This is a genomic window from Bradyrhizobium sp. SZCCHNRI20481, assembly GCF_032485055.1.
GTDB lineage: Bacteria > Pseudomonadota > Alphaproteobacteria > Rhizobiales > Xanthobacteraceae > Bradyrhizobium.
In genome coordinates this window covers 137,883-159,599 of sequence record NZ_JAUEUE010000017.1, presented here as the reverse complement: position 1 = coordinate 159,599, position 21,717 = coordinate 137,883, and the positions used below count along the sequence as shown (strand labels likewise).

Genomic DNA, 21,717 nt, shown 5'->3' with positions numbered 1-21,717 from the left:
GGACAAGGCGCCCGTTGAGAGATTTTCGAATTTGCGGCCGACCCCCGATCGGCCCGCGAGGAGAATACGATGAACCAAGAAATTATGAATCTCTTCAATCCGACGACGCCGGCTCAGGTCTTCGACCAGATCCGGATCTCGATTGCGTCTCCGGAGAAGATTCTGTCCTGGTCCTACGGCGAGATCAAGAAGCCGGAAACGATCAACTACCGCACCTTCAAGCCCGAGCGCGACGGCCTGTTCTGCGCCCGCATCTTCGGGCCGATCAAGGACTACGAGTGCCTGTGCGGCAAGTACAAGCGGATGAAGTACAAGGGCATCATCTGCGAGAAGTGCTCGGTCGAGGTGACCTTGTCGCGCGTCCGGCGCGAGCGCATGGGCCATATCGAGCTCGCCGCTCCCGTCGCGCACATCTGGTTCCTGAAGTCGCTGCCGTCGCGCATCGGCCTGCTGCTCGACATGACGCTGAAGGATCTCGAGCGGATCCTGTATTTCGAATACTACGTCGTTCTCGAGCCGGGTCTGACCGCGCTCAAGGACCGTCAGCTCTTGTCCGAGGACGAGTACCTCAAGGCGCAGGACGAATACGGCCAGGACAGCTTCACCGCCATGATCGGCGCCGAGGCCATCCGTGAGCTCTTGCGCGGCCTCGAGCTGGAGAAGCTCGAGCAGACGCTGCGTGCGGAGATGCAGGAGACCGACTCCGACATCAAGCACAAGAAGCTCGCCAAGCGCCTGAAGATCGTCGAGGCCTTCCGCCACTCCGGCAACAAGCCGGAATGGATGATCATGACCGTGGTGCCGGTGATCCCGCCGGACCTGCGGCCGCTGGTGCCGCTCGACGGCGGCCGCTTCGCGACCTCCGACCTCAACGACCTCTACCGCCGCGTCATCAACCGCAACAACCGCCTGAAGCGGCTGATGGAGCTGCGCGCGCCGGACATCATCATCCGCAACGAGAAGCGCATGCTTCAGGAAGCGGTGGATGCGCTGTTCGACAACGGCCGCCGCGGCCGCGTCATCACCGGCGCCAACAAGCGTCCGTTGAAGTCGCTCGCCGACATGCTCAAGGGCAAGCAGGGCCGCTTCCGTCAGAACCTGCTCGGCAAGCGCGTGGACTATTCCGGTCGCTCGGTCATCGTGGTCGGTCCGGAGCTGCGCCTGCACCAGTGCGGCCTGCCGAAGAAGATGGCGCTCGAGCTGTTCAAGCCGTTCATCTATTCGCGGCTCGATGCCAAGGGCCTGTCGACGACGGTCAAGCAGGCCAAGAAGCTGGTCGAGAAGGAGCGCCCCGAGGTCTGGGACATCCTGGACGAGGTCATCCGCGAGCATCCGGTGCTGTTGAACCGCGCGCCGACGCTGCATCGCCTCGGCATCCAGGCGTTCGAGCCGGTGCTGATCGAAGGCAAGGCGATCCAGCTGCATCCGCTGGTGTGCTCCGCGTTCAACGCCGACTTCGACGGCGACCAGATGGCCGTCCACGTTCCGCTGTCGCTCGAAGCGCAGCTGGAAGCGCGCGTCCTGATGATGTCGACCAACAACATCCTGCATCCGGCCAATGGTCAGCCGATCATCGTGCCGTCGCAGGACATCGTGCTCGGTCTCTACTACGTCTCGATCATGCGCGAAGGCATGCCCGGCCAGGGCATGGCGTTCGGCAACATGGCCGAGCTCGAGCATGCGCTGCACGCCAAGGCCATCCATCTCCACAGCAAGATCAAGTATCGCTGGGAGGGCATGGACGAGACCGGCAAGGTCGCCAAGCGCTGGATCGAAACCACCGCGGGCCGCGTCATGCTCGGCAATCTCTTGCCGAAGCATCCGCGCGTCACGTTCGAGGTCATCAACAAGCTGATGACCAAGCGCGAAATCTCGGGCGTGATCGATCAGGTCTATCGTCACTGCGGCCAGAAGGAGACGGTGATCTTCTGCGACCGCATCATGGCGCTCGGCTTCTACAACGCCTTCAAGGCGGGCATCTCGTTCGGCAAGGACGACATGGTCGTGCCGGCGGGCAAGTGGAAGATCGTCGACACCACCCGTACGCTGGCGAAGGATTTCGAGCAGCAGTACAATGACGGTCTGATCACCCATGGCGAGAAGTACAACAAGGTCGTCGACGCCTGGTCGAAGGCCAGCGAAGAGATCGCCAAGGAGATGATGAAGGAAATCTCCGTCACCAAGAAGACGGCGACGGGGGCGGATGCCGACATCAACTCGATCTACATGATGTCGCATTCCGGTGCCCGCGGTTCGCCGGCCCAGATGCGTCAGCTCGCCGGCATGCGCGGCCTGATGGCCAAGCCGTCGGGTGAGATCATCGAGACGCCGATCATCTCGAACTTCAAGGAAGGTCTGTCGGTTCTCGAGTACTTCAACTCGACCCACGGCGCCCGCAAGGGCCTCGCGGACACCGCGTTGAAGACCGCGAACTCGGGCTACCTGACCCGTCGTCTGGTCGACGTCGCGCAGGACTGCATCATCACGCAGGACGATTGCGGCACCCATCTCGGCATCAAGATGCGCGCCATCGTCGATGCCGGCACGGTCGTGGCTTCGCTCGGCTCGCGCATCCTGGGCCGCGTGCCCTGCGATGACGTGCGTGATCCCGCGACCAACGCCGTGCTGGTCAAGGCCGGCACGCTGATGGAGGAGAGCCACATCGACGCCATCCAGCAGGCTGGCGTGCAGGAGGTGAAGATCCGCTCGGCGCTGACCTGCGAGCTCGTCAACGGCATCTGCAAGATGTGCTACGGCCGCGATCTGGCGCGCGGCACGCCGGTCAATCATGGCGAGGCTGTCGGCGTCATCGCCGCGCAGTCGATCGGTGAGCCCGGCACCCAGCTGACGATGCGCACCTTCCACATCGGTGGCGCGGCGCAGCTGAACGAGCAGTCCTTCGTGGAATCGAACTTCGAAGGCAAGGTGGTCATCAGGAACAAGTCGATCGCTCGCAACAGCGAGGGTCACCTGATCGCGATGGTCCGCAACATGGTCGTGACGATCGTCGACCCCGACGGCACCGAGCGTGCGACGCACCGTATCCAGTACGGCTCGCGCATGCACGTCGACGACGGCGACATGATCAAGCGCGGCCAGCGCATCGCCGAGTGGGATCCTTATACCCGCCCGATCCTCACGGAAGCGGAGGGCACGATCGGGTTCGAGGATCTGACCGAAGGTCTGTCGATCTCGGAAACGCTCGACGAATCCACCGGTATTGCCAAGCGCGTGGTCATCGACTGGCGTGGAACGCGCGGTGGCGCGGATCTGCGTCCGGCGATCGTGATCAAGGGCAAGGACGGCAAGGTGCTCAAGCTCGCCCGCGGCGGCGATGCCCGCTACATGCTGTCGGTCGACGCGATTCTTTCTGTCGACGTCGGTGCGACGGTGAAGCCAGGCGACATCCTGGCGCGTATCTCGACCGAAAGCGCCAAGACGCGCGACATCACCGGCGGTCTGCCGCGGGTGGCGGAGCTGTTCGAAGCGCGCAAGCCGAAGGATGCCGCGATCATCGCTGAGATCGCCGGCACCATCCGGTTCGGTCGCGACTACAAGAACAAGCGTCGCATCTCGATCGAGCCGGTCGACAAGACCGAGGAGCCGCGCGAGTACCTGATCCCGAAGGGCAAGCACATCCATCTGCAGGATGGCGACATCGTCGAGAAGGGTGACTTCATCGTCGAAGGCAACCCGGCGCCGCACGACATCCTGGCGATCAAGGGCATCGAGGAGCTCGCGGCCTATCTGGTCAACGAGATCCAGGAGGTCTACCGGCTGCAGGGCGTGCTCATCAACGACAAGCACATCGAGGTGATTGTCCGTCAGATGCTGCAGAAGGTGGAGATCGCCGACCAGGGCGACACCGACATGATCTCGGGCGAACAGGTCGACAAGATCGAGTTCGACCTGCTCAACGCGAAGGCCGTGGAGGAGGCGAAGAAGCCGGCCACAGGCACTCCGGTTCTGCTCGGCATCACCAAGGCGAGCCTGCAGACCCGGTCGTTCTTCTCGGCGGCCTCGTTCCAGGAGACCACCCGCGTCCTCACCGAGGCGGCGGTCAACGGCAAGATCGATCCGCTCGAGGGTCTCAAGGAGAACGTCATCGTCGGCCGTCTGATCCCGGCTGGCACCGGCGCCTCGATGGCCCGCATCCGCGAAGTCGCCTTGAAGCGCGACAAGCTGATTCTCGACGAGCGCGAGAAGCAGGCGGCGATCGTGCCGGCGCAGCCCGAGCCTCAGCCGCTCGCTCTGCCGCCGGCAGAGTGAACGGACGATTGCGGCAGACCCTGACGGTGTTGGGGTCTGCCGTGCGTTCATCACGCGTAGAAAAGGCCGGCGGTTGCCGGCCTTTTTTTGACATTTTCTTCTCCTGTTGCCGCGCTGCTGCCCCGTTGTTCATCTTCCCTTCAGGGACAGAGGTGCTCTTGGAAGCATCAGATCCGCTGAGCTGATTTCCGTCGACTCCCGTGGCGATGCGCCGATTTGCTCCGGCGCAAATCTTTTGCGGGCCGGGTACGCTATGGCCGATCGAGCCCCGAGGGTGGCAGGACCCCTGATATGGACGACCGGCAACGTCGCTGACAGCCGGAGATGGCGGAACTTCGATGCTTGACCTTGCGATTGTTGGTGGCGGTCCGGGTGGCCTGATGAGCGCCTGGTACCTGAGGCGCAAACTCGGCGATCTCTGCAAGGTGACGATCTTCGAGGCATCCGACCGGCTCGGCGGCAAGATCGTGACGCGCAAGTTCGATACCGCACCGGCGATGTATGAGGCTGGTGTCGCAGAAATCTACGACTACTCGATGACCGGCCCTGATCCGCTGCGCGAGCTGATCCAGCATTTCGGTCTGCAGACGATTCCGATGGATGCGCTGCAGGTCCAGCTCGACGGCGAGCTGCTCGACGACGTGCCCGGGCTGCGCCGCAAGTACGGCCCGAAGACGGCCGCTGCCGTCGAGGCGTTCCGCAAGCGTTGTACGGAGGTAATGTCGCCGGTCGAATATTACGAAGGCGTCGGCGCCCACGATAACGAGCACCCCTGGGCCTACAAGACCTGCGAAGAGCTGCTCGACGAGGAGGTCGAGGATCCCACGGCCAAGCGCTTCTTCAAGGTGATGTCGCGCTCCGACCTCGCGACCGAGGCCCACAACACCAACGGCCTCAATGCGCTCAAGAACTTCGTGATGGATATCGACGACTATATCGGCCTGTACTCGATCCAGAACGGCAATGAGCAGCTGATCGAGTGCCTTCGCTCAGAGGTCGATGCCGACATCAAACTCAATCATCGCGTGCTCCGCATCGGCAAGACCGAGCAGGGCCGCTACCGGCTCAACATGATGAACGGCAAGGGGCCGGAGACGCGCGAGTTCGATCTCGTGCTGGTGTGTCTGCCGCATTCCTGGCTGTCGACGGTCGGCTGGGACGGCGAGAAGCTGCGCCAGTCCATGGTCAAGCACATCGCCTATTTCGATCGTCCCGCGCATTATCTGCGCGTCTCGATCCTGTTCGACGAGCCGTTCTGGGGCGAGAAGATTCCGGGCTCCTGGTTCATGTCGGAGGCGTTCGGCGGCTGCTGCATCTACAACGAGGGCTCGCGCCACGACGTCGGCAAGCACGGCGTGCTGAACTGGCTGATCGCGGGCTCGGATGCGCTCGCCTTCGCCAACCTGTCGGACCAGGAGCTGATCGATGCCGCGCTGAAGTCGCTCCCGGCGGCGCTAGGCGATGCGCGCGCGCACTTCATGGAAGGCAAGATCCATCGCTGGCTGTCGTCGGTCAACGCGCTGCCCGGCGGTCTGCCGGTGCGCGACGTCATGACCAATCACCGGCCTGAGCCGAAGGAGCACCCCGGTATCGTCGTGGTCGGAGACTACCTGTTCGACTCGACCTTGAACGGGCTGCTCGATTCCTCGGATGCGGCCACCGACATCATCCTGACCGAGATGATGCGGCTGCGCCGCGCCCGCTCGCAGGCCGAGATGCCGCTGTCGGACAAGATCGACCGCGACTACTTCGACAATTATCGCGGGCAGGGGCCGTACAGCGAAGCGTGGTCGCAGTTCACCGATCCGGACTATCTGACCAGCCTGATCAAGATCGTCTGGAACCGGGCCGGCAAGGGCAAGGGCTACAAGCTCCTGGTCGCCGGCTCCGCGAGCGGCGAGCTGGTGGGTGCGCTCCGCGAGCGTGGCATCGATGCCTGGGGCATCGAGAACAACCGCTACATCCACGGCAAGACGCCGAAGGCGCTGAAGAAGTACAACAAGCTCGGCTCGATCACCGACATGCCGTTCAAGACCGGTGAGTTCGATTTCGTGTTCGAGACCAGCCTCTGCCACCTCGGTGACAAGCAGGTTGCGCGCGCGGTCCGCGAGCTCAACCGTGTCGTCAAGACCGGCCTCGTGTTCGGCTCGATCACCTCGGACATGGCCCCGGCGCTGGTCGACCGCTACGACCTGCTCCGTGGGGTCAAGAAGCTCGGCACCTGGTGGGAGTGGTCGGAGCTGTTCTTCGGCAACGGCTTTGATCTTGCCATGCACCGCCGCGATTGCACCGACGAGGTGTGGGCCGCGACGCTCGCGGCCAACAAAGGCCCGGGCCAATGGTACGCCGACGCGGACAGCCTGCGCTATTCCTTCTTCGACAAGGTCGAGGACGAGGATTGAGGACGCTGGCCGCGGCGCTGTGCAGATGTTAAAGGCCTGACGCGCAAGGCTGGCGCTCTCGTCGGCCGCGCTGCTTCGGTTGGTTGCATGGCGCCCAAGAAACCAGAGTCAGAGTCGAGACCGGCTTCCAAATCAGGCTCGAAACGAGGTTCGAAATCCAATTCGACCTCGGCGCCGGCCGGTCAGGCCGCGGACGATCGGATTGCCGGCGAGCGAATTGCGGCTGCCGCGGGCGCCGCAGCCGAGATCGCGAAGCGGCTTTCTGGAACCGCCGCGCCCCAAGCGCCGCAGGCACCCCAAGCGCCGGAAACACCGCTCGCCGCCAACGCGCCGCTGGCAGCCGAAGCGCAGCACACATCTGAAGCGCCGCAGCCCTCCGAGCCGTCGCAGGCCGCCAAAGTGCCGGAGGCGGCCAAACCGCCGCAGGCATCCAAGCCGCCGCAGGCCACCAAGCCACCACAGGCAAGCAAGCCTGCGCCGCCGCCCTCCGATGAGGACGGCGAGGACGAGGGCGACGATCTCGACGACGATGACGACGACGACGAGGATCTCGTCGTCTATACGGCCCGCGAGGCCGCCGGCGCGCTTGCGACGATCTACGGCTTCGTCAGGCCGCTGCTGGCCAAATACAAGAAGATGCTGGCCTTCGTGTCGATCGGCGTCCTGATCGAGACGCTGTTCAACGTCATCATGCCGCTCAGCCTCAAGTTCCTGATCGACGATGCGCTCGGCGAGGAGGATTTCGAGGCGCTCTATCGCATCCTCGGCGTGCTGGCCGTTGCGGGCATCTTCACCTCGATCGTTGCCGTGCTCTACGAGCGCTGGGACGCGCGTCTGGCGGCCTGCGTCATCTCGGATGTCCGCACCCGTCTGTTCGACCACGTGCAGAACCTGCCGGCCGCCTATTTCCAGCGCACCAAGCGCGGCGAGATATTGTCGCGCTTCTCGGTCGACATGTCGGCGTTCGAGAACGTCGTGAAGAGTTTCGCCAACAGCGCTGTGCTGCCGTTCCTCGAGCTGATTGCGGGCATCATTCTGATGCTGTTCCTCAACTGGCAGCTCGCTGCGATCGCGCTGCTGGTGTTTCCGATCACCCTGATCGGCCCGCGCATCCTGACGCCGAAGGCGGTTCAGGCCAATTACGAGCAGAAGCTGAACGAGGCGTCGCTGCTCGGCGTGATCCAGGAGAACATCGCGGCGCAAGCCGTCATCAAGGCCTTCAGCCTGCACCGCAAGGTATTCGGCTGGTTCAGCTTCCGCAACGACGCGGCGCGGCGCAAGATGGCCGATGCGATGTTCCTGTCGACCATGGTCGAGCGCACGGTCACGATCTCCGTGCTGCTGCTGCATCTCGTCGTGCTCGCCCTAGGCGCCTATCTCGCGACCAAGGGCCAGATCACCATCGGCACCTTCGTCACCTTCGAGAGCGCGTTCTGGGAGGTGTCCTACAACATCGCCCATGTCATGCACTTCGTGCCGGTGTCGATTTCCTCGGCGGCCGCAATCCGGCACATGCAGGAGCTGCTGGACGAGCCGACCCGCGGCGCCGACCGGCCGGGCGCGCCGGATCTGCCCCGCATCAGCCACGACATCACCTTCGAGCGCGTGACCTTCCAGTACGAGGGCAGCCAGACGCCGGTGCTCGACAATCTCAGCCTCAAGCTCGACGTCGGCAAGCGGATCGCGATCGTCGGTCCTTCGGGCTCGGGCAAGAGCACGCTGCTCAACCTGATCCTGCGACTCTACGTGCCCAACGAAGGCCGCGTCACCATCGACGGCGTCGACATCCGCAGGGTCACGCGCGATTCGCTGCGCGGCAGCATGGCCGTGGTGTTCCAGGAGAACATGCTGTTCAACATGTCGCTGCGGGAGAACATCCGGCTCGGCAAGGAGGGCGCCACCGACGCCGAGGTGGAGGAGGCGGCCAAGAAGGCCGAGATCCACCGCTACATCATGAGCCTGCCGCAGAAATACGACACGCTCGTCGGCGAGCGCGGCGACACGCTGTCCGGCGGCCAGCGCCAGCGCATCGCAATCGCCCGCGCCATCATCCGCAATCCCTCCGTGCTGCTGCTCGACGAGGCGACCTCGGCGCTCGACCAGACCACGGAAGCCGCAATCAACCGCACCCTGCTCAAGGTCGCCAAGGGCCGCACCATGATCTGGTCGACCCACCGCCTGACCTCGGTGGTCGAGATGGACGAGATCATCGTCATCTCCGGCGGCCGGGCGATCGAGCGCGGCAGCCACGCCGAGCTCTTGGCCAAGAACGGTGTCTATCGCAAGCTGTGGGACGACCAGGGCCACCAGCCGAGTCGGGCCGATCAGGCCGACGACGACAGCGATGAAGACGACGATGAGGATGATGACGACGACGACGACGAGGAATAAGCGTTGAGCGGCGCAATGGTCTTCGTCAGCCGCTGCCGCGTGCCGCGGCCGAGCGAGACTGCAAAGCGTGCCCAGCGCTGCGCCTGCCAATAGGGTCTGGTCCCGATCGAGACGGATCTGAAATTCCAGGCCTTCTCGAGCGACCACGCATCGCAGGCCATCTTGACCGGGTCCGCATAGAAGGCCGCGATCTTGGCCTCGCCCATGCCGTCAGTCGCCAGCCAGCGCGGAATGTGGACGTTGCAGAGGCGCTCGACATCGGTGAACACCTTGTCGGAGCCGGTGCCGGTGACGGGGCAGGTGGTGCAGAAGGCGTCGCCGACGAGCACCACGCCGGGCATGCGATATCCGCTGTTGGTGATCAGATCGGCCGGCCGGACCTTCACCTCGCCGCTCGCGGCGTACTCGCCAGTGATCCGCCGCAGGCCGGGCAGGGCGGTCGTCAGCGTTTCGACCGGGGCGCGCCGGATCGCCCGCAGCCAGGGATCATCCACCTCGCGATAGGCGAACAGGTTCGCCCGCATGCGCTCGCCGATCGGGAACAGGGTGATGTAGGGCACCCGCGCACTGGCCCGCTCCTGGAAGTAGGTCATGGCCGGGAACGGGAAGGCGGCGCGGCCGACCGGCGTCAGGTCGAAGCCGATCGAGACGGAATGCGCGGGGCTGGCGATCTTGCGGGTGATTCCCAGCATGTGCCGCAGCCCAACGTTCAGCCCGTTGGCGAGCACGACGAGGCGGGCCGAGATCGTCTGCCCGTTGGACAGCACGACCGACTGGCGATCCTCGCCTGGCGTGATCGCCACGGCCTTGGCGACGATTCGCGTCACAGGGCCACGGATCTCGTCACGCACGGCCGTCACCAGCGTATCGTACGGGATGCCATATTGCTGGACTGGCGCCCGTTCGAGCACGTAGCCGAATCGGGCGATCCAGTTCTCCGAGGCCAGGGTGGCTTGGGTTAACGCCTTGTCGGCGATCCCGGTGCGACGGAACCGGTCGATCTGCCCGGCACCGGAGATCTTCTCGATTCGAAAGTCGGCCGGGTAGATCGCGTGGGGATCGACCAGAATCGCCGGGATGCCCGCACGCCCGAGCATGGCGGCCGTGATCGCGCCGGCCAGGCCGCCGCCAATGATCGCAATATCGGTATATTCTGTCACCGGGCGCCTCGTCGTGGCGCCATCCTTGTCGGCCAAAGCCGAAAAAAGCCTTATCTTCAATGTCTCTGGATATTTCCGGGGTTGGAGAGGTGACTGCGCAGGCGCGGGCAGGGCTCTGCGGTCTACAGATACCTTAGGACGCGGGGGGCACCGTCGGAGCGGAAACTGCAGCGGCCAGAAGCGCTTCTTTGAGCGTCCTGCGGCGTCGTTTTGCTTGACTTGGATATTTACCGCTTATAAAAGGCCGGCACTCAACGACAGGCGGTGAGCTTCGCCAGCGTCGGTACGGATCACCCAGACCACCCAGAACAGGGTGGGACGGGCACCACCCTCGACGAATGCCGCTCAAACGCTGTCGATCATAGCTAGGCAATGCCAAAACGATATTAGATCTCTCGAGCTCGTTCTCCTGAGACCAATTTCGGATGCATGACCTCGGTAGGCCGCCCGCCAGCGCAAGCTGACTGGTGGTGATCGCGGTCCTCTGTGGCGTCAAGCGCTTTCCGTTCAGCGATGAACGGTTGGCGCGATTTCGTTTTGCGTGGGTTTTGATCGCGCGAACGGCCCGGTGAGGCGGGGAACCTCGAACAGAATTTGCGGAAGCCGGTCGCGGTCTCCGTGCGAACGTTGAGAAGGGTGAAGGCCAAGATGCCGACGATCAACCAGCTGATCGCAAATCCGCGCGAAGTGCAGAAGTCGCGCAAGAAGGTGCCGGCGCTGCAGCAGTCGCCGCAGAAGCGTGGCGTTTGCACGCGCGTCTACACCACGACCCCGAAGAAGCCGAACTCGGCGCTTCGTAAGGTCGCCAAGGTGCGCCTGACCAACGGCTTCGAGGTGATCGGCTACATCCCGGGTGAAGGCCATAACCTGCAGGAGCACTCGGTGGTCATGATCCGCGGCGGCCGCGTCAAGGACTTGCCGGGCGTGCGCTACCACATCCTCCGCGGCGTGCTGGATACCCAGGGCGTCAAGAACCGTAAGCAGCGCCGTTCGAAGTATGGCGCGAAGCGTCCGAAGTAAGACGTTCGAGAGAAGCGGGAACAAGATCACATGTCGCGTCGCCATTCAGCCGAAAAGCGTGAAGTGCTTCCGGATCCGAAGTTCGGGAACATCATTGTCACCAAGTTCATGAACTCGGTGATGTACGCCGGCAAGAAGTCGGTCGCCGAAGGTATCGTCTACGGCGCGTTCGGCATCATCGAGGCCAAGACCAAGCAGAGCCCGCTGACGGTGTTCGAGCAGGCCCTCGAAAACGTCATGCCGACCATCGAGGTCCGTTCCCGCCGCGTCGGCGGCGCGACCTACCAGGTGCCGGTCGAAGTTCGTTCGACCCGCCGGCAGGCGCTGGGCATCCGCTGGCTGATCTCGGCCGCGCGCGACCGCAACGAGAAGACGATGACCGAGCGGCTTTCGGCGGAGCTGCTCGATGCCTCCAATAACCGGGGCAACGCCGTGAAGAAGCGTGAAGACGTGCACCGGATGGCTGAAGCCAACCGCGCCTTCTCGCACTATCGCTGGTAACGGCGAAACCGACGGAAATCAGGGAACACACCCATGCCCCGCCAACACGCCATCGAAGACTATCGCAACTTCGGCATCATGGCGCATATCGACGCCGGTAAGACGACCACGACCGAGCGCATCCTCTATTACACGGGCAAGAGCCACAAGATCGGCGAAGTGCACGAAGGTGCCGCGACGATGGACTGGATGGAGCAGGAGCAGGAGCGTGGAATCACGATCACCTCCGCCGCGACCACCGCGTTCTGGAACGGCAAGCGCCTGAACATCATCGACACCCCCGGTCACGTCGACTTCACCATCGAGGTCGAGCGTAGCTTGCGCGTGCTCGACGGCGCCGTCTGCGTGCTCGACTCCAACCAGGGCGTCGAGCCGCAGACCGAGACCGTCTGGCGTCAGGGCGACAAGTACAAGGTGCCGCGCATCGTCTTCGCGAACAAGATGGACAAGACCGGCGCCGACTTCTTCAAGTGCCTGTCCGACATCGTCGATCGCCTGGGCGCGAAGCCGGTGGCTATTCAGCTGCCGATCGGCGCGGAGAACAACTTCAAGGGCTGCATCGATCTCGTGACGATGAAGGCGATCGTCTGGAACGACGAGGCGCTCGGCGCGAAGTTCGACTACGCCGAGATTCCGGCTGATCTCGCCGATCAGGCCAAGGAATATCGCGAGCAGTTGGTGGAAGCTGCCGTCGAGCTCGACGACGACGCCCTGGCTGCGTTCCTGGACGGCAACGAGCCGGATGAGGCGACCCTGAAGCGCCTGATCCGCAAGGCGGTGCTGACCGGCGCCTTCTATCCGGTGCTGTGCGGCTCGGCCTTCAAGAACAAGGGCGTGCAGCCCTTGCTCGACGCCGTCGTCGACTATCTGCCGTCGCCGCTCGACGTGCCCGCGATCAAGGGCACCGACGACAAGGGCAACGAGGTCGTGCGCAAGGCGGACGACAAGGAGCCGCTGGCGCTGCTGGCGTTCAAGATCATGGACGACCCGTTCGTCGGCACCATCACTTTCTGCCGCATCTATTCGGGCGTCCTGACCTCGGGCACCGGTGTCGTGAACTCGACCCGCGAGAAGAAGGAGCGCATCGGCCGCATGCTGCTGATGCATGCGAACAACCGCGAGGACATCAAGGAGGCCTATGCCGGCGACATCGTCGCTCTTGCAGGCCTCAAGGAAGCCCGCACCGGTGACACGCTGTGCGATCCGTCCAACCAGGTGATCCTGGAAAAGATGGAGTTCCCGGAGCCGGTCATCGAGATCGCGATCGAGCCGAAGTCGAAGGCCGACCAGGAGAAGCTGGGCGTTGCGCTGGCGAAGCTGGCCGCGGAGGATCCGTCCTTCCGCGTGTCGACCGACCACGAGTCGGGCCAGACTATCCTCAAGGGGATGGGCGAGCTCCATCTCGACATCAAGGTCGACATCCTCAAGCGCACCTACAAGGTCGATGCGAACATCGGCGCGCCGCAGGTGGCGTTCCGTGAGCGCATCACCAAGCCGGCCAACGTGGACTACACTCACAAGAAGCAGACCGGCGGTACCGGCCAGTTTGCGGCCGTGAGCCTCGTGGTCGAGCCGAACGAGCCGGGCGGCGGCTATGTGTTCGAGTCCAAGATCGTCGGCGGTGCGGTTCCGAAGGAGTACATCCCGGGCGTCGAGAAGGGCATCGAGAGCGTGCTCGGCGCGGGCGTGGTTGCCGGCTTCCCGGTGGTCGACGTCAAGGTGGCGCTGGTCGACGGCAAGTATCACGACGTCGACTCGTCGGCGCTGGCCTTCGAAATCGCCTCTCGTGCGGCTTTCCGCGAGGCGCTGCAGAAGGGCAAGTCGGTTCTGCTCGAGCCGATCATGAAGGTCGAGGTGGTGACCCCGGAAGACTACACCGGCTCGGTCATCGGCGACCTGAACTCGCGTCGTGGCCAGATCCAGGGCCAGGACATGCGCGGCAACGCCAACGTCATCAACGCGATGGTGCCGCTCATGAACATGTTCGGTTACGTGAACAACCTGCGCTCCATGAGCCAGGGCCGCGCGACCTTCACGATGCAGTTCTCGCACTACGCTGAAGCGCCGGCCAACGTGTCGGCCGAAGTCCAGAAGAAGTTTGCCTGATTGTCGCGAGCTCAAGTGAGCGACTGAACGGAGAGTCAAATGGCCAAAGCTAAGTTTGAACGTAACAAGCCCCACTGCAACATCGGCACCATCGGTCACGTCGACCACGGCAAGACCTCGCTGACGGCTGCAATCACCAAGATCCTGGCCGAGACGGGCGGTGCGACGTTCACTGCCTACGACCAGATCGACAAGGCCCCGGAAGAGAAGGCGCGCGGCATCACCATCTCGACCGCGCACGTCGAGTACGAGACCAAGAACCGCCACTACGCGCACGTCGATTGCCCCGGCCACGCCGACTACGTGAAGAACATGATCACCGGCGCCGCGCAGATGGACGGCGCGATCCTGGTCGTGTCGGCCGCTGACGGCCCGATGCCGCAGACCCGTGAGCACATCCTGCTCGCTCGCCAGGTGGGCGTGCCGGCGCTGGTCGTGTTCCTCAACAAGTGCGACATGGTCGACGATCCGGAGCTGCTGGAGCTCGTCGAGCTCGAGGTCCGCGAGCTGCTGTCGAAGTACGAATTCCCGGGCGACAAGATCCCGATCATCAAGGGCTCGGCGCTCGCCGCTCTCGAAGATTCGGACAAGAAGCTCGGCCACGACGCCATCCTCGAGCTGATGCGCAATGTCGACGAGTACATTCCGCAGCCGGAGCGTCCGATCGACCAGCCCTTCCTGATGCCGGTCGAAGACGTGTTCTCGATCTCGGGCCGCGGCACCGTGGTGACCGGCCGTGTCGAGCGCGGCATCATCAAGGTCGGTGAGGAAATCGAGATCGTCGGCATCCGCCCGACCCAGAAGACCACCGTCACCGGCGTCGAAATGTTCCGCAAGCTGCTCGATCAGGGCCAGGCCGGCGACAACATCGGCGCGCTGCTCCGCGGCACCAAGCGCGAGGACGTCGAGCGCGGCCAGGTGCTGTGCAAGCCGGGCTCGGTCAAGCCGCACACCAAGTTCAAGGCTGAGGCCTACATCCTCACCAAGGAAGAGGGCGGCCGTCACACGCCGTTCTTCACCAACTATCGTCCGCAGTTCTACTTCCGCACGACCGACGTGACCGGCGTCGTCCATCTGCCGGAAGGCACCGAGATGGTGATGCCGGGCGACAACATCGCGATGGAAGTGCACCTGATCGTGCCGATCGCGATGGAGGAGAAGCTGCGCTTCGCCATCCGCGAGGGCGGCCGCACCGTCGGCGCCGGCGTCGTCGCCTCGATCATCGAGTAACAACAGCGAATAGGGAATGGCGGGTGGCGAATGGAGATTATCCATTCGCCGTTCGCTACTCGCCACTCACTACTCACAGAAAGATACGGCAATGAACGGCCAAAATATCCGCATCCGTCTCAAGGCGTTTGACCATCGTATCCTCGATACGTCGACGCGCGAGATCGTCAACACGGCGAAACGGACCGGCGCGCAGGTTCGCGGACCCATTCCGCTGCCGACCCGCATCGAGAAGTTCACCGTGAACCGTTCGCCGCACGTCGACAAGAAGAGCCGCGAGCAGTTCGAGATGCGCACCCACAAGCGCCTGCTCGACATCGTCGATCCGACCCCGCAGACCGTCGATGCTTTGATGAAGCTCGATCTGGCCGCCGGTGTCGACGTCGAGATCAAGCTCTAAGTTTTTGGATTCACGTTCGCACCTCACGCGGACATAGAGAAGAACAGGAAGCACGCCGATGCGCTCCGGAGTGATCGCACAAAAGGTCGGGATGACGCGGGTCTTCACGGAGACCGGCGAACATATCCCCGTGACCGTGCTGAAGCTCGGCAATTGCCAGGTGGTCGGTCACCGCACCACCGAGAAGAACGGCTACGTCGCTCTGCAGCTCGGCAGCGGCAGCCGCAAGACGGTCTACATGCCGAAGGCCGAGCGCGGTCAGTTCGCGGTCGCCAAGGTCGAGCCGAAGCGCAAGCTCGCCGAATTCCGTGTCAGCGAAGACTCGCTGATTCCGGTCGGCGCCGAGATCCAGGCCGATCACTTCGTCGTCGGCCAGTTCGTCGACGTCACCGGCACCTCGGTCGGTAAGGGCTTCGCCGGCGGCATGAAGCGCTGGAACTTCGGCGGTCTGCGCGCCACGCACGGTGTGTCGATCTCGCACCGTTCGATCGGTTCGACCGGTGGCCGTCAGGACCCCGGCAAGACCTGGAAGAACAAGAAGATGCCCGGTCACATGGGTGTCGATCGCATCACCACGCTGAACCTGCGTGTGGTGCAGACGGATGTCGAGCGTGGCCTGATCCTGGTGGAAGGCGCGGTGCCCGGCTCCAAGGGGGGCTGGATCTCGGTGCGCGACGCCGTGAAGAAGCCGCTGCCGAAGGAAGCGCCGAAGCCCGGCAAGTTCAAGGTCGCGGGTGAGCAGGCTGCCGAAGCGCCGGCCGTGCAGGAGGGCGCATAAATGGAACTGAAAGTCACCACCCTCGAGGGCAGGGAAGCCGGCTCCGTCCAGCTCTCCGACGCCATCTTCGGTCTGGAGCCGCGCGTCGACATCATTCAGCGCTGCGTTCAGTGGCAGCTGAACAAGCGCCAGGCCGGCACCCACAAGGCCAAGGGCCGCGCCGAGATCTGGCGCACCGGCAAGAAGATGTACAAGCAGAAGGGCACCGGCGGTGCTCGTCACGGCTCGGCCCGCGTGCCGCAGTTCCGTGGCGGCGGCCGCGCCTTCGGTCCGGTCGTGCGCTCGCATGCAACCGACCTGCCGAAGAAGGTCCGTGCGCTGGCGCTGAAGCATGCGCTGTCGGCCAAGGCCAAGGACGGTGATCTTGTCGTGCTGGAGAACGCCACGCTCGAGGCGGCGAAGACCAAGGCGCTGATCGGTCACTTCTCCGGTCTCGGCCTGACCAACGCGCTGATCATCGACGGCGCCGAGCTGCACAACGGCTTCGCCGCCGCGGCCCGCAACATCCCGAACCTGGACGTACTGCCGATCCAGGGCATCAACGTCTACGACATCCTGCGCCGTCAGAAGCTCGTGCTGACCAAGGCGGCGATCGATGCGCTGGAGGCGCGCTTCAAATGAAGACCATTGATCCGCGCCACTACGACATCATCATCGCGCCGGTCGTGACCGAGAAGGCGACGTTCGCCTCCGAGCACAACAAGGTTCTGTTCAAGGTGGCCGCCAAGGCGACCAAGCCTCAGATCAAAGAGGCGATCGAGAAGCTGTTCGACGTCAAGGTCAGGAGCGTCAACACGCTCGTCCGCAAGGGCAAGACCAAGGTGTTCCGCGGCAATTTCGGTTCGCAATCGGACAGCAAGCGCGCGATCGTGACCCTCGAAGAGGGCCACCGTATCGACGTGACCACCGGACTGTAAGGCTGAGCTGCCATGGCACTGAAGACATTCAATCCCACGACGCCGGGCCAGCGCCAGCTGGTGATGGTCGATCGTTCGGCCCTCTACAAGGGCAAGCCGGTCAAGGCGCTGACCGAAGGCAAGCAGTCGAGCGGCGGTCGCAACAACACCGGCCGCATCACGGTTCGCTTCCTCGGTGGCGGCCACAAGCAGTCGTATCGTACGGTCGACTTCAAGCGCGACAAGGTCGACGTTCCGGCCACCGTCGAGCGGCTGGAGTATGATCCGAACCGCACCGCCTTCATCGCCCTGGTCAAGTATCAGGACGGCGAGCTCGCCTACATCCTGGCGCCGCAGCGCTTGGCGGTCGGCGACACCATCGTCGCCGGCAACTATGTCGACGTGAAGCCGGGCAACGTCATGCCGCTCGGCAACATGCCGGTCGGCACGATCGTGCACAACATCGAGGTCAAGATCGGGAAGGGCGGCCAGCTCGCGCGTTCGGCCGGCACGTATGCCCAGATCGTCGGCCGCGACCAGGACTACGTGATCGTCCGCCTGAACTCGGGCGAGCAACGCCTGGTGCACGGCCGTTGCCGCGGCACCATCGGTGCGGTGTCGAACCCGGACCACATGAACACCTCGATCGGCAAGGCCGGCCGCAAGCGTTGGATGGGTCGTCGCCCGCACAACCGCGGTGTCGCGATGAACCCGATCGACCATCCGCACGGCGGCGGCGAAGGCCGTACCTCGGGCGGTCGTCACCCGGTCACTCCGTGGGGCAAGCCTACCAAGGGCAAGAAGACCCGCACCAACAAGTCGACCGACAAATTCATTCTCTTGAGCCGCCACAAGCGGAAGAAGTAAGGAACGACGGACATGGTTCGTTCAGTCTGGAAAGGCCCGTTCGTCGAGGCGTCGCTGCTCAAGAAGGCAGATGCGGCGCGCGCGTCCGGCCGTCACGACGTCATCAAGATCTGGAGCCGCCGCTCGACCATCCTGCCGCAGTTTGTCGGCCTGACGTTCGGCGTCTACAACGGCCAGAAGCACGTGCCGGTGGCGATCAACGAAGAGATGGTCGGCCACAAGTTTGGCGAGTTCTCGCCGACCCGCACCTTCCACGGCCATTCGGGCGATAAGAAAGCCAAGAAGGCTTGAGGATTAAGCGATGAGCAAACCAAAGCGCGAACGGAGCCTCCCCGAAAACGAGGCCAAGGCTGTGGCCCGGATGCTTCGGGTGAGCCCGCAGAAGCTGAACCTGGTGGCGCAGATGATCCGCGGCCGCAAGGCGTCGGCAGCCCTCGCCGACCTGCAGTTCTCGCGCAAGCGGATTGCGGTCGACGTCAAGAAGTGCCTGGAATCGGCGATCGCCAATGCCGAGAACAATCACGAGCTCGAGGTCGACGATCTCGTCGTTTCGCAGGCTTTCGTCGGCAAGGGAATCGTGATGAAGCGTTTCTCGCCGCGCGGCCGTGGCCGTTCGGGCCGAGTTTTCAAACCGTTTTCGCAGCTGACGATCATTGTCCGTCAGGTCGAGGCGAGCGCTTAAAGCAGGCGCTGGGAGAATACGATGGGTCAAAAGATCAATCCGATCGGTCTGCGTCTCGGCATCAACCGGACCTGGGATTCGCGCTGGTTCGCTGGCAAGGCCGAGTACGGCAAGCTGCTGCATGAAGACGTCAAGATCCGCGAGATCCTGCACAAGGAGCTCAAGCAGGCGGCCGTCGCCCGCATCGTGATCGAGCGTCCGCACAAGAAGTGCCGCGTCACGATCCACTCGGCACGTCCGGGCGTCGTGATCGGCAAGAAGGGCGCCGACATCGACAAGCTGCGCAAGCGCGTCGCCGACATCACCTCGTCGGACGTTGTCATCAACATCGTCGAGATCCGCAAGCCCGAGCTCGATGCGACCCTGGTCGCCGAGTCGATCGCGCAGCAGCTCGAGCGCCGCGTGGCGTTCCGCCGCGCCATGAAGCGCGCCGTTCAGTCGGCGATGCGTCTCGGCGCCGAGGGCATCCGCATCAACTGCTCGGGTCGTCTGGGCGGCGCGGAAATCGCCCGCATGGAGTGGTACCGTGAGGGCCGGGTGCCGCTGCACACGCTGCGCGCCGACATCGACTACGGTGTGGCCACCGCGTTCACCACTTTCGGCACCTGCGGCGTGAAGGTCTGGATCTTCAAGGGCGAGATCCTCGAGCACGATCCGATGGCACAGGACAAGCGGATGAACGAAGGCGGCGGCGAGAGCTCGCAGCCGCGGTCGCGCCGCGACGCGGCCTGATCGATCAGCCGCGACAAGACAGGTTTGAGGGCTCAAAGCCATGATGCAACCAAAGAAGACCAAGTTCCGAAAGGCGCATAAGGGCCGTATCCACGGCGTTGCGTCCTCGGGCGCGACGCTGGCCTTCGGCCAGTTCGGGCTGAAGGCGATGGAGCCGGACCGCGTCACCGCGCGCCAGATCGAGGCCGCCCGTCGTGCCTTGACCCGTCACATGAAGCGCGCCGGCCGCGTCTGGATCCGGGTGTTCCCGGATCTTCCGGTGTCGAAGAAGCCGGCCGAGGTCCGCATGGGCTCCGGCAAGGGCTCGCCGGAATTGTGGGTGGCCCGCGTCAAGCCGGGCCGGGTGATGTTCGAGATCGACGGCGTGAGCACCCAGATCGCGCGCGAGGCGCTGCTGCTGGCGGCCGCCAAGCTGCCGATCAAGACGCGCTTCGTCGAACGCATTGCGGAGTAATGGTCATGGCCGAGATGAAGATTGCCGACATTCGCGCGATGAGCCCCGATCAGATGGACGATGCGATCGTCAACCTGAAGAAGGAGCGTTTCAACCTGCGCTTCCAGCGTGCCACCGGCCAGCTCGAGAACACCGCTCGGCTGCGCGAGGCGCGTCGCGACATCGCCCGTATCAAGACCATCGCCGCGCAGCAGCGCGCCAAGACGAAGTAAGAGGCTCGACATGCCGAAACGGACCCTCCAGGGCGTTGTCGTCAGCGACAAGCAGGCCAAGACGGTGGTCGTGCGCGTCGACCGGCGCTTCACCCACCCGATCTACAAGAAGACCATCCGCCGCTCGAAGAACTACCACGCCCACGACGAGAACAACGAGTTCAAGCCGGGCGACATGGTGTGGATCGAGGAGAGCAAGCCGATCTCGAAGCTGAAGCGCTGGACCGTGGTCCGGGGCGAGCACAAGAAAACCGCCTGAGGCGCGAAGCGGCCCTCGTCGAAGAGGGCCCATTTCGCTTTCGGGATCAAACAAGGCGCAGCTTTCCTGCGCAGCAGATGAAGAGGACGAGGTGCATCAATGATTCAGATGCAGACCAACCTCGACGTGGCCGATAATTCCGGCGCACGCCGTGTCATGTGTATCAAGGTGCTGGGCGGCTCGAAGCGCCGCTATGCCACCGTCGGCGACATCATCGTGGTGTCGATCAAGGAAGCCATTCCGCGTGGCAAGGTGAAGAAGGGCGACGTCATGAAGGCCGTCGTGGTGCGCGTCCGCAAGGACATCCGCCGCGCCGACGGCTCGGTGATCCGCTTCGACCGCAACGCGGCCGTTCTGATCAACAACCAGTCGGAGCCGGTCGGCACCCGCATCTTCGGGCCGGTGCCACGCGAGCTGCGCGCCAAGAACCACATGAAGATCATTTCGCTTGCGCCGGAGGTGCTGTGATGGCTGCCAAGATCCGCAAGGGCGACAAGGTGATCGTCCTGACCGGACGCGACAAGGGTCGCACCGGCGAGGTGTTCGAGGTGCGTCCCGACGAGGGCACCGCGCTGGTGCGCGGTATCAACCTGGTGAAGCGTCACCAGAAGCAGACGCAGAACCAGGAGGGCGGCATCATCTCCAAGGAGGCGCCGATCAACCTGTCGAACGTCGCGTATGTCGGTAAGGACGGCAAGCCGACGCGCGTTGGATTCAAGATTCAGGCGGACGGCAAGAAGGTCCGCGTTGCCAAGAGCTCGGGAGTTGAGATCGATGGCTGAGACTGCTTACACCCCGCGCCTCCGCACGGAATATGATCGCCAGATCAAGAGCCAGCTGACCGAGAAGTTCGGCTACGCCAACGTCATGCAGGTGCCGCGGCTCGACAAGGTCGTGCTCAACATGGGCATCGGCGAGGCGGTCAACGACCGCAAGAAGGCGGAGACGGCGGCGGCCGACCTGTCGCTGATCGCCGGCCAGAAGGCGGTCGTGACCTATTCGCGCGTCGCCATCGCGACCTTCAAGCTGCGTGAGAACCAGCCGATCGGCTGCAAGGTCACGTTGCGCAAGACCAAGATGTACGAGTTCATCGACCGCCTGATCAACGTCGCGCTGCCGCGCGTCCGCGACTTCCGCGGTCTGAACCCGAAGAGCTTCGACGGCCGCGGCAACTACTCGCTCGGCATCAAGGAGCACATCATTTTCCCCGAGATCGACTTCGACAAGGCCGGGGAGAGCTGGGGCATGGACATCACGGTGTGCACCACCGCGACGACCGACGACGAAGCCCGTGCCCTTCTGACCGCATTCAATTTCCCGTTCCGGCAGTGAGACGCTGACCAGCTTCTCAAACGCGG

At 63.9% G+C, this 21,717-nt stretch carries 22 protein-coding genes; 21 read left to right on the top strand and 1 reads right to left on the bottom strand.

What is annotated here, in order from left to right; translation table 11 throughout:
* Positions 1-69: 69 nt before the first annotated feature.
* From rpoC to QX132_RS26150, 3 genes are all read left to right on the top strand, one after another.
* Positions 70-4,269: a DNA-directed RNA polymerase subunit beta' gene (gene rpoC, locus QX132_RS26160; RefSeq protein ID WP_315737593.1), complete on the top strand. Its 4,200-nt coding sequence runs from the start codon at positions 70-72 to the stop codon at positions 4,267-4,269.
* Between the two features lie 338 nt (positions 4,270-4,607).
* Positions 4,608-6,671, top strand: coding sequence for an FAD-dependent oxidoreductase (locus tag QX132_RS26155; protein ID WP_315811483.1), 2,064 nt, complete (start codon positions 4,608-4,610; stop codon positions 6,669-6,671).
* Between the two features lie 87 nt (positions 6,672-6,758).
* Complete coding sequence (locus QX132_RS26150; RefSeq protein WP_316163229.1) at positions 6,759-9,062, top strand: ABC transporter ATP-binding protein; 2,304 nt, start codon at positions 6,759-6,761, stop codon at positions 9,060-9,062.
* Here QX132_RS26150 and QX132_RS26145 read toward each other — a convergent pair.
* Positions 8,996-10,222 carry an NAD(P)/FAD-dependent oxidoreductase gene (locus QX132_RS26145; RefSeq protein WP_316163228.1) on the bottom strand — a complete coding sequence of 409 codons (1,227 nt, stop codon included), beginning with the start codon at positions 10,220-10,222 and terminating at the stop codon, positions 8,996-8,998. The genes QX132_RS26150 and QX132_RS26145 overlap by 67 nt on opposite strands.
* Positions 10,223-10,870: 648 nt before the next feature.
* Between QX132_RS26145 and rpsL the strand changes: the two genes are divergently transcribed.
* The 18 genes from rpsL to rplE all read left to right on the top strand — a co-directional run bounded on the left by rpsL (position 10,871) and on the right by rplE (position 21,691).
* Positions 10,871-11,242, top strand: coding sequence for a 30S ribosomal protein S12 (gene rpsL, locus QX132_RS26140; RefSeq protein WP_006611834.1), 372 nt, complete (start codon positions 10,871-10,873; stop codon positions 11,240-11,242).
* 30 nt (positions 11,243-11,272) lie between these two features.
* Positions 11,273-11,743 (top strand): 30S ribosomal protein S7, encoded by a 471-nt coding sequence (gene rpsG / locus QX132_RS26135; protein WP_006611835.1) that lies wholly within the window; start codon positions 11,273-11,275, stop codon positions 11,741-11,743.
* A 33-nt stretch (positions 11,744-11,776) separates the two neighbouring features.
* Positions 11,777-13,849 (top strand): elongation factor G, encoded by a 2,073-nt coding sequence (gene fusA / locus QX132_RS26130; RefSeq protein WP_315798658.1) that lies wholly within the window; start codon positions 11,777-11,779, stop codon positions 13,847-13,849.
* A 39-nt stretch (positions 13,850-13,888) separates the two neighbouring features.
* Positions 13,889-15,079 carry an elongation factor Tu gene (gene tuf, locus QX132_RS26125; protein WP_006611837.1) on the top strand — a complete coding sequence of 397 codons (1,191 nt, stop codon included), beginning with the start codon at positions 13,889-13,891 and terminating at the stop codon, positions 15,077-15,079.
* Positions 15,080-15,170: 91 nt separating this feature from the next.
* Positions 15,171-15,479, top strand: coding sequence for a 30S ribosomal protein S10 (rpsJ, locus tag QX132_RS26120; RefSeq protein ID WP_002712302.1), 309 nt, complete (start codon positions 15,171-15,173; stop codon positions 15,477-15,479).
* Between the two features lie 58 nt (positions 15,480-15,537).
* Positions 15,538-16,257, top strand: coding sequence for a 50S ribosomal protein L3 (gene rplC, locus QX132_RS26115; RefSeq protein WP_006611838.1), 720 nt, complete (start codon positions 15,538-15,540; stop codon positions 16,255-16,257).
* The gene (gene rplD, locus QX132_RS26110) at positions 16,258-16,878 is read left to right on the top strand and encodes a 50S ribosomal protein L4 (RefSeq protein ID WP_316163227.1); all 621 of its coding nucleotides are present in this window, start codon (positions 16,258-16,260) and stop codon (positions 16,876-16,878) included.
* Complete coding sequence (locus QX132_RS26105) at positions 16,875-17,174, top strand: 50S ribosomal protein L23 (protein ID WP_315737599.1); 300 nt, start codon at positions 16,875-16,877, stop codon at positions 17,172-17,174. The genes rplD and QX132_RS26105 overlap by 4 nt, the downstream gene beginning before the upstream one ends.
* Before the next feature lie 12 nt (positions 17,175-17,186).
* Entirely contained in the window at positions 17,187-18,020 is an 834-nt protein-coding gene (gene rplB / locus QX132_RS26100) for a 50S ribosomal protein L2 (protein ID WP_006611841.1), read from the top strand.
* 12 nt (positions 18,021-18,032) lie between these two features.
* On the top strand, positions 18,033-18,311 hold the full coding sequence (rpsS, locus tag QX132_RS26095) for a 30S ribosomal protein S19 (protein ID WP_006611842.1): 279 nt from the start codon (positions 18,033-18,035) through the stop codon (positions 18,309-18,311).
* A gap of 10 nt (positions 18,312-18,321) precedes the next feature.
* Entirely contained in the window at positions 18,322-18,702 is a 381-nt protein-coding gene (rplV, locus tag QX132_RS26090; RefSeq protein WP_315714562.1) for a 50S ribosomal protein L22, read from the top strand.
* A gap of 21 nt (positions 18,703-18,723) precedes the next feature.
* Positions 18,724-19,434, top strand: coding sequence for a 30S ribosomal protein S3 (rpsC, locus tag QX132_RS26085; protein ID WP_012045041.1), 711 nt, complete (start codon positions 18,724-18,726; stop codon positions 19,432-19,434).
* Positions 19,435-19,474: 40 nt separating this feature from the next.
* Complete coding sequence (gene rplP, locus QX132_RS26080) at positions 19,475-19,888, top strand: 50S ribosomal protein L16 (RefSeq protein ID WP_315737600.1); 414 nt, start codon at positions 19,475-19,477, stop codon at positions 19,886-19,888.
* A 5-nt stretch (positions 19,889-19,893) separates the two neighbouring features.
* Positions 19,894-20,100 (top strand): 50S ribosomal protein L29, encoded by a 207-nt coding sequence (gene rpmC / locus QX132_RS26075; protein ID WP_006611846.1) that lies wholly within the window; start codon positions 19,894-19,896, stop codon positions 20,098-20,100.
* Between the two features lie 10 nt (positions 20,101-20,110).
* The gene (gene rpsQ / locus QX132_RS26070; RefSeq protein ID WP_008963469.1) at positions 20,111-20,359 is read left to right on the top strand and encodes a 30S ribosomal protein S17; all 249 of its coding nucleotides are present in this window, start codon (positions 20,111-20,113) and stop codon (positions 20,357-20,359) included.
* Positions 20,360-20,458: 99 nt separating this feature from the next.
* Complete coding sequence (rplN, locus tag QX132_RS26065; protein WP_006611848.1) at positions 20,459-20,827, top strand: 50S ribosomal protein L14; 369 nt, start codon at positions 20,459-20,461, stop codon at positions 20,825-20,827.
* Positions 20,827-21,141 (top strand): 50S ribosomal protein L24, encoded by a 315-nt coding sequence (rplX, locus tag QX132_RS26060; RefSeq protein ID WP_315737601.1) that lies wholly within the window; start codon positions 20,827-20,829, stop codon positions 21,139-21,141. The genes rplN and rplX overlap by 1 nt, the downstream gene beginning before the upstream one ends.
* A complete protein-coding gene (rplE, locus tag QX132_RS26055; RefSeq protein ID WP_315737602.1) occupies positions 21,134-21,691 on the top strand; it encodes a 50S ribosomal protein L5 in 558 nt (185 codons plus the stop codon). The genes rplX and rplE overlap by 8 nt, the downstream gene beginning before the upstream one ends.
* Positions 21,692-21,717: the final 26 nt, after the last annotated feature.

What these genes read in the sequence shown, in the direction of transcription:
- rpoC (WP_315737593.1), top strand. Translation starts at nt 70, where the DNA reads ATGAACCAAGAAATTATGAATCTCTTCAATCCGACGACGCCGGCTCAG.
- QX132_RS26155 (WP_315811483.1), top strand. Translation starts at nt 4,608, where the DNA reads ATGCTTGACCTTGCGATTGTTGGTGGCGGTCCGGGTGGCCTGATGAGC.
- QX132_RS26150 (WP_316163229.1), top strand. Translation starts at nt 6,759, where the DNA reads ATGGCGCCCAAGAAACCAGAGTCAGAGTCGAGACCGGCTTCCAAATCA.
- rpsL (WP_006611834.1), top strand. Translation starts at nt 10,871, where the DNA reads ATGCCGACGATCAACCAGCTGATCGCAAATCCGCGCGAAGTGCAGAAG.
- rpsG (WP_006611835.1), top strand. Translation starts at nt 11,273, where the DNA reads ATGTCGCGTCGCCATTCAGCCGAAAAGCGTGAAGTGCTTCCGGATCCG.
- fusA (WP_315798658.1), top strand. Translation starts at nt 11,777, where the DNA reads ATGCCCCGCCAACACGCCATCGAAGACTATCGCAACTTCGGCATCATG.
- tuf (WP_006611837.1), top strand. Translation starts at nt 13,889, where the DNA reads ATGGCCAAAGCTAAGTTTGAACGTAACAAGCCCCACTGCAACATCGGC.
- rpsJ (WP_002712302.1), top strand. Translation starts at nt 15,171, where the DNA reads ATGAACGGCCAAAATATCCGCATCCGTCTCAAGGCGTTTGACCATCGT.
- rplC (WP_006611838.1), top strand. Translation starts at nt 15,538, where the DNA reads ATGCGCTCCGGAGTGATCGCACAAAAGGTCGGGATGACGCGGGTCTTC.
- rplD (WP_316163227.1), top strand. Translation starts at nt 16,258, where the DNA reads ATGGAACTGAAAGTCACCACCCTCGAGGGCAGGGAAGCCGGCTCCGTC.
- QX132_RS26105 (WP_315737599.1), top strand. Translation starts at nt 16,875, where the DNA reads ATGAAGACCATTGATCCGCGCCACTACGACATCATCATCGCGCCGGTC.
- rplB (WP_006611841.1), top strand. Translation starts at nt 17,187, where the DNA reads ATGGCACTGAAGACATTCAATCCCACGACGCCGGGCCAGCGCCAGCTG.
- rpsS (WP_006611842.1), top strand. Translation starts at nt 18,033, where the DNA reads ATGGTTCGTTCAGTCTGGAAAGGCCCGTTCGTCGAGGCGTCGCTGCTC.
- rplV (WP_315714562.1), top strand. Translation starts at nt 18,322, where the DNA reads ATGAGCAAACCAAAGCGCGAACGGAGCCTCCCCGAAAACGAGGCCAAG.
- rpsC (WP_012045041.1), top strand. Translation starts at nt 18,724, where the DNA reads ATGGGTCAAAAGATCAATCCGATCGGTCTGCGTCTCGGCATCAACCGG.
- rplP (WP_315737600.1), top strand. Translation starts at nt 19,475, where the DNA reads ATGATGCAACCAAAGAAGACCAAGTTCCGAAAGGCGCATAAGGGCCGT.
- rpmC (WP_006611846.1), top strand. Translation starts at nt 19,894, where the DNA reads ATGGCCGAGATGAAGATTGCCGACATTCGCGCGATGAGCCCCGATCAG.
- rpsQ (WP_008963469.1), top strand. Translation starts at nt 20,111, where the DNA reads ATGCCGAAACGGACCCTCCAGGGCGTTGTCGTCAGCGACAAGCAGGCC.
- rplN (WP_006611848.1), top strand. Translation starts at nt 20,459, where the DNA reads ATGATTCAGATGCAGACCAACCTCGACGTGGCCGATAATTCCGGCGCA.
- rplX (WP_315737601.1), top strand. Translation starts at nt 20,827, where the DNA reads ATGGCTGCCAAGATCCGCAAGGGCGACAAGGTGATCGTCCTGACCGGA.
- rplE (WP_315737602.1), top strand. Translation starts at nt 21,134, where the DNA reads ATGGCTGAGACTGCTTACACCCCGCGCCTCCGCACGGAATATGATCGC.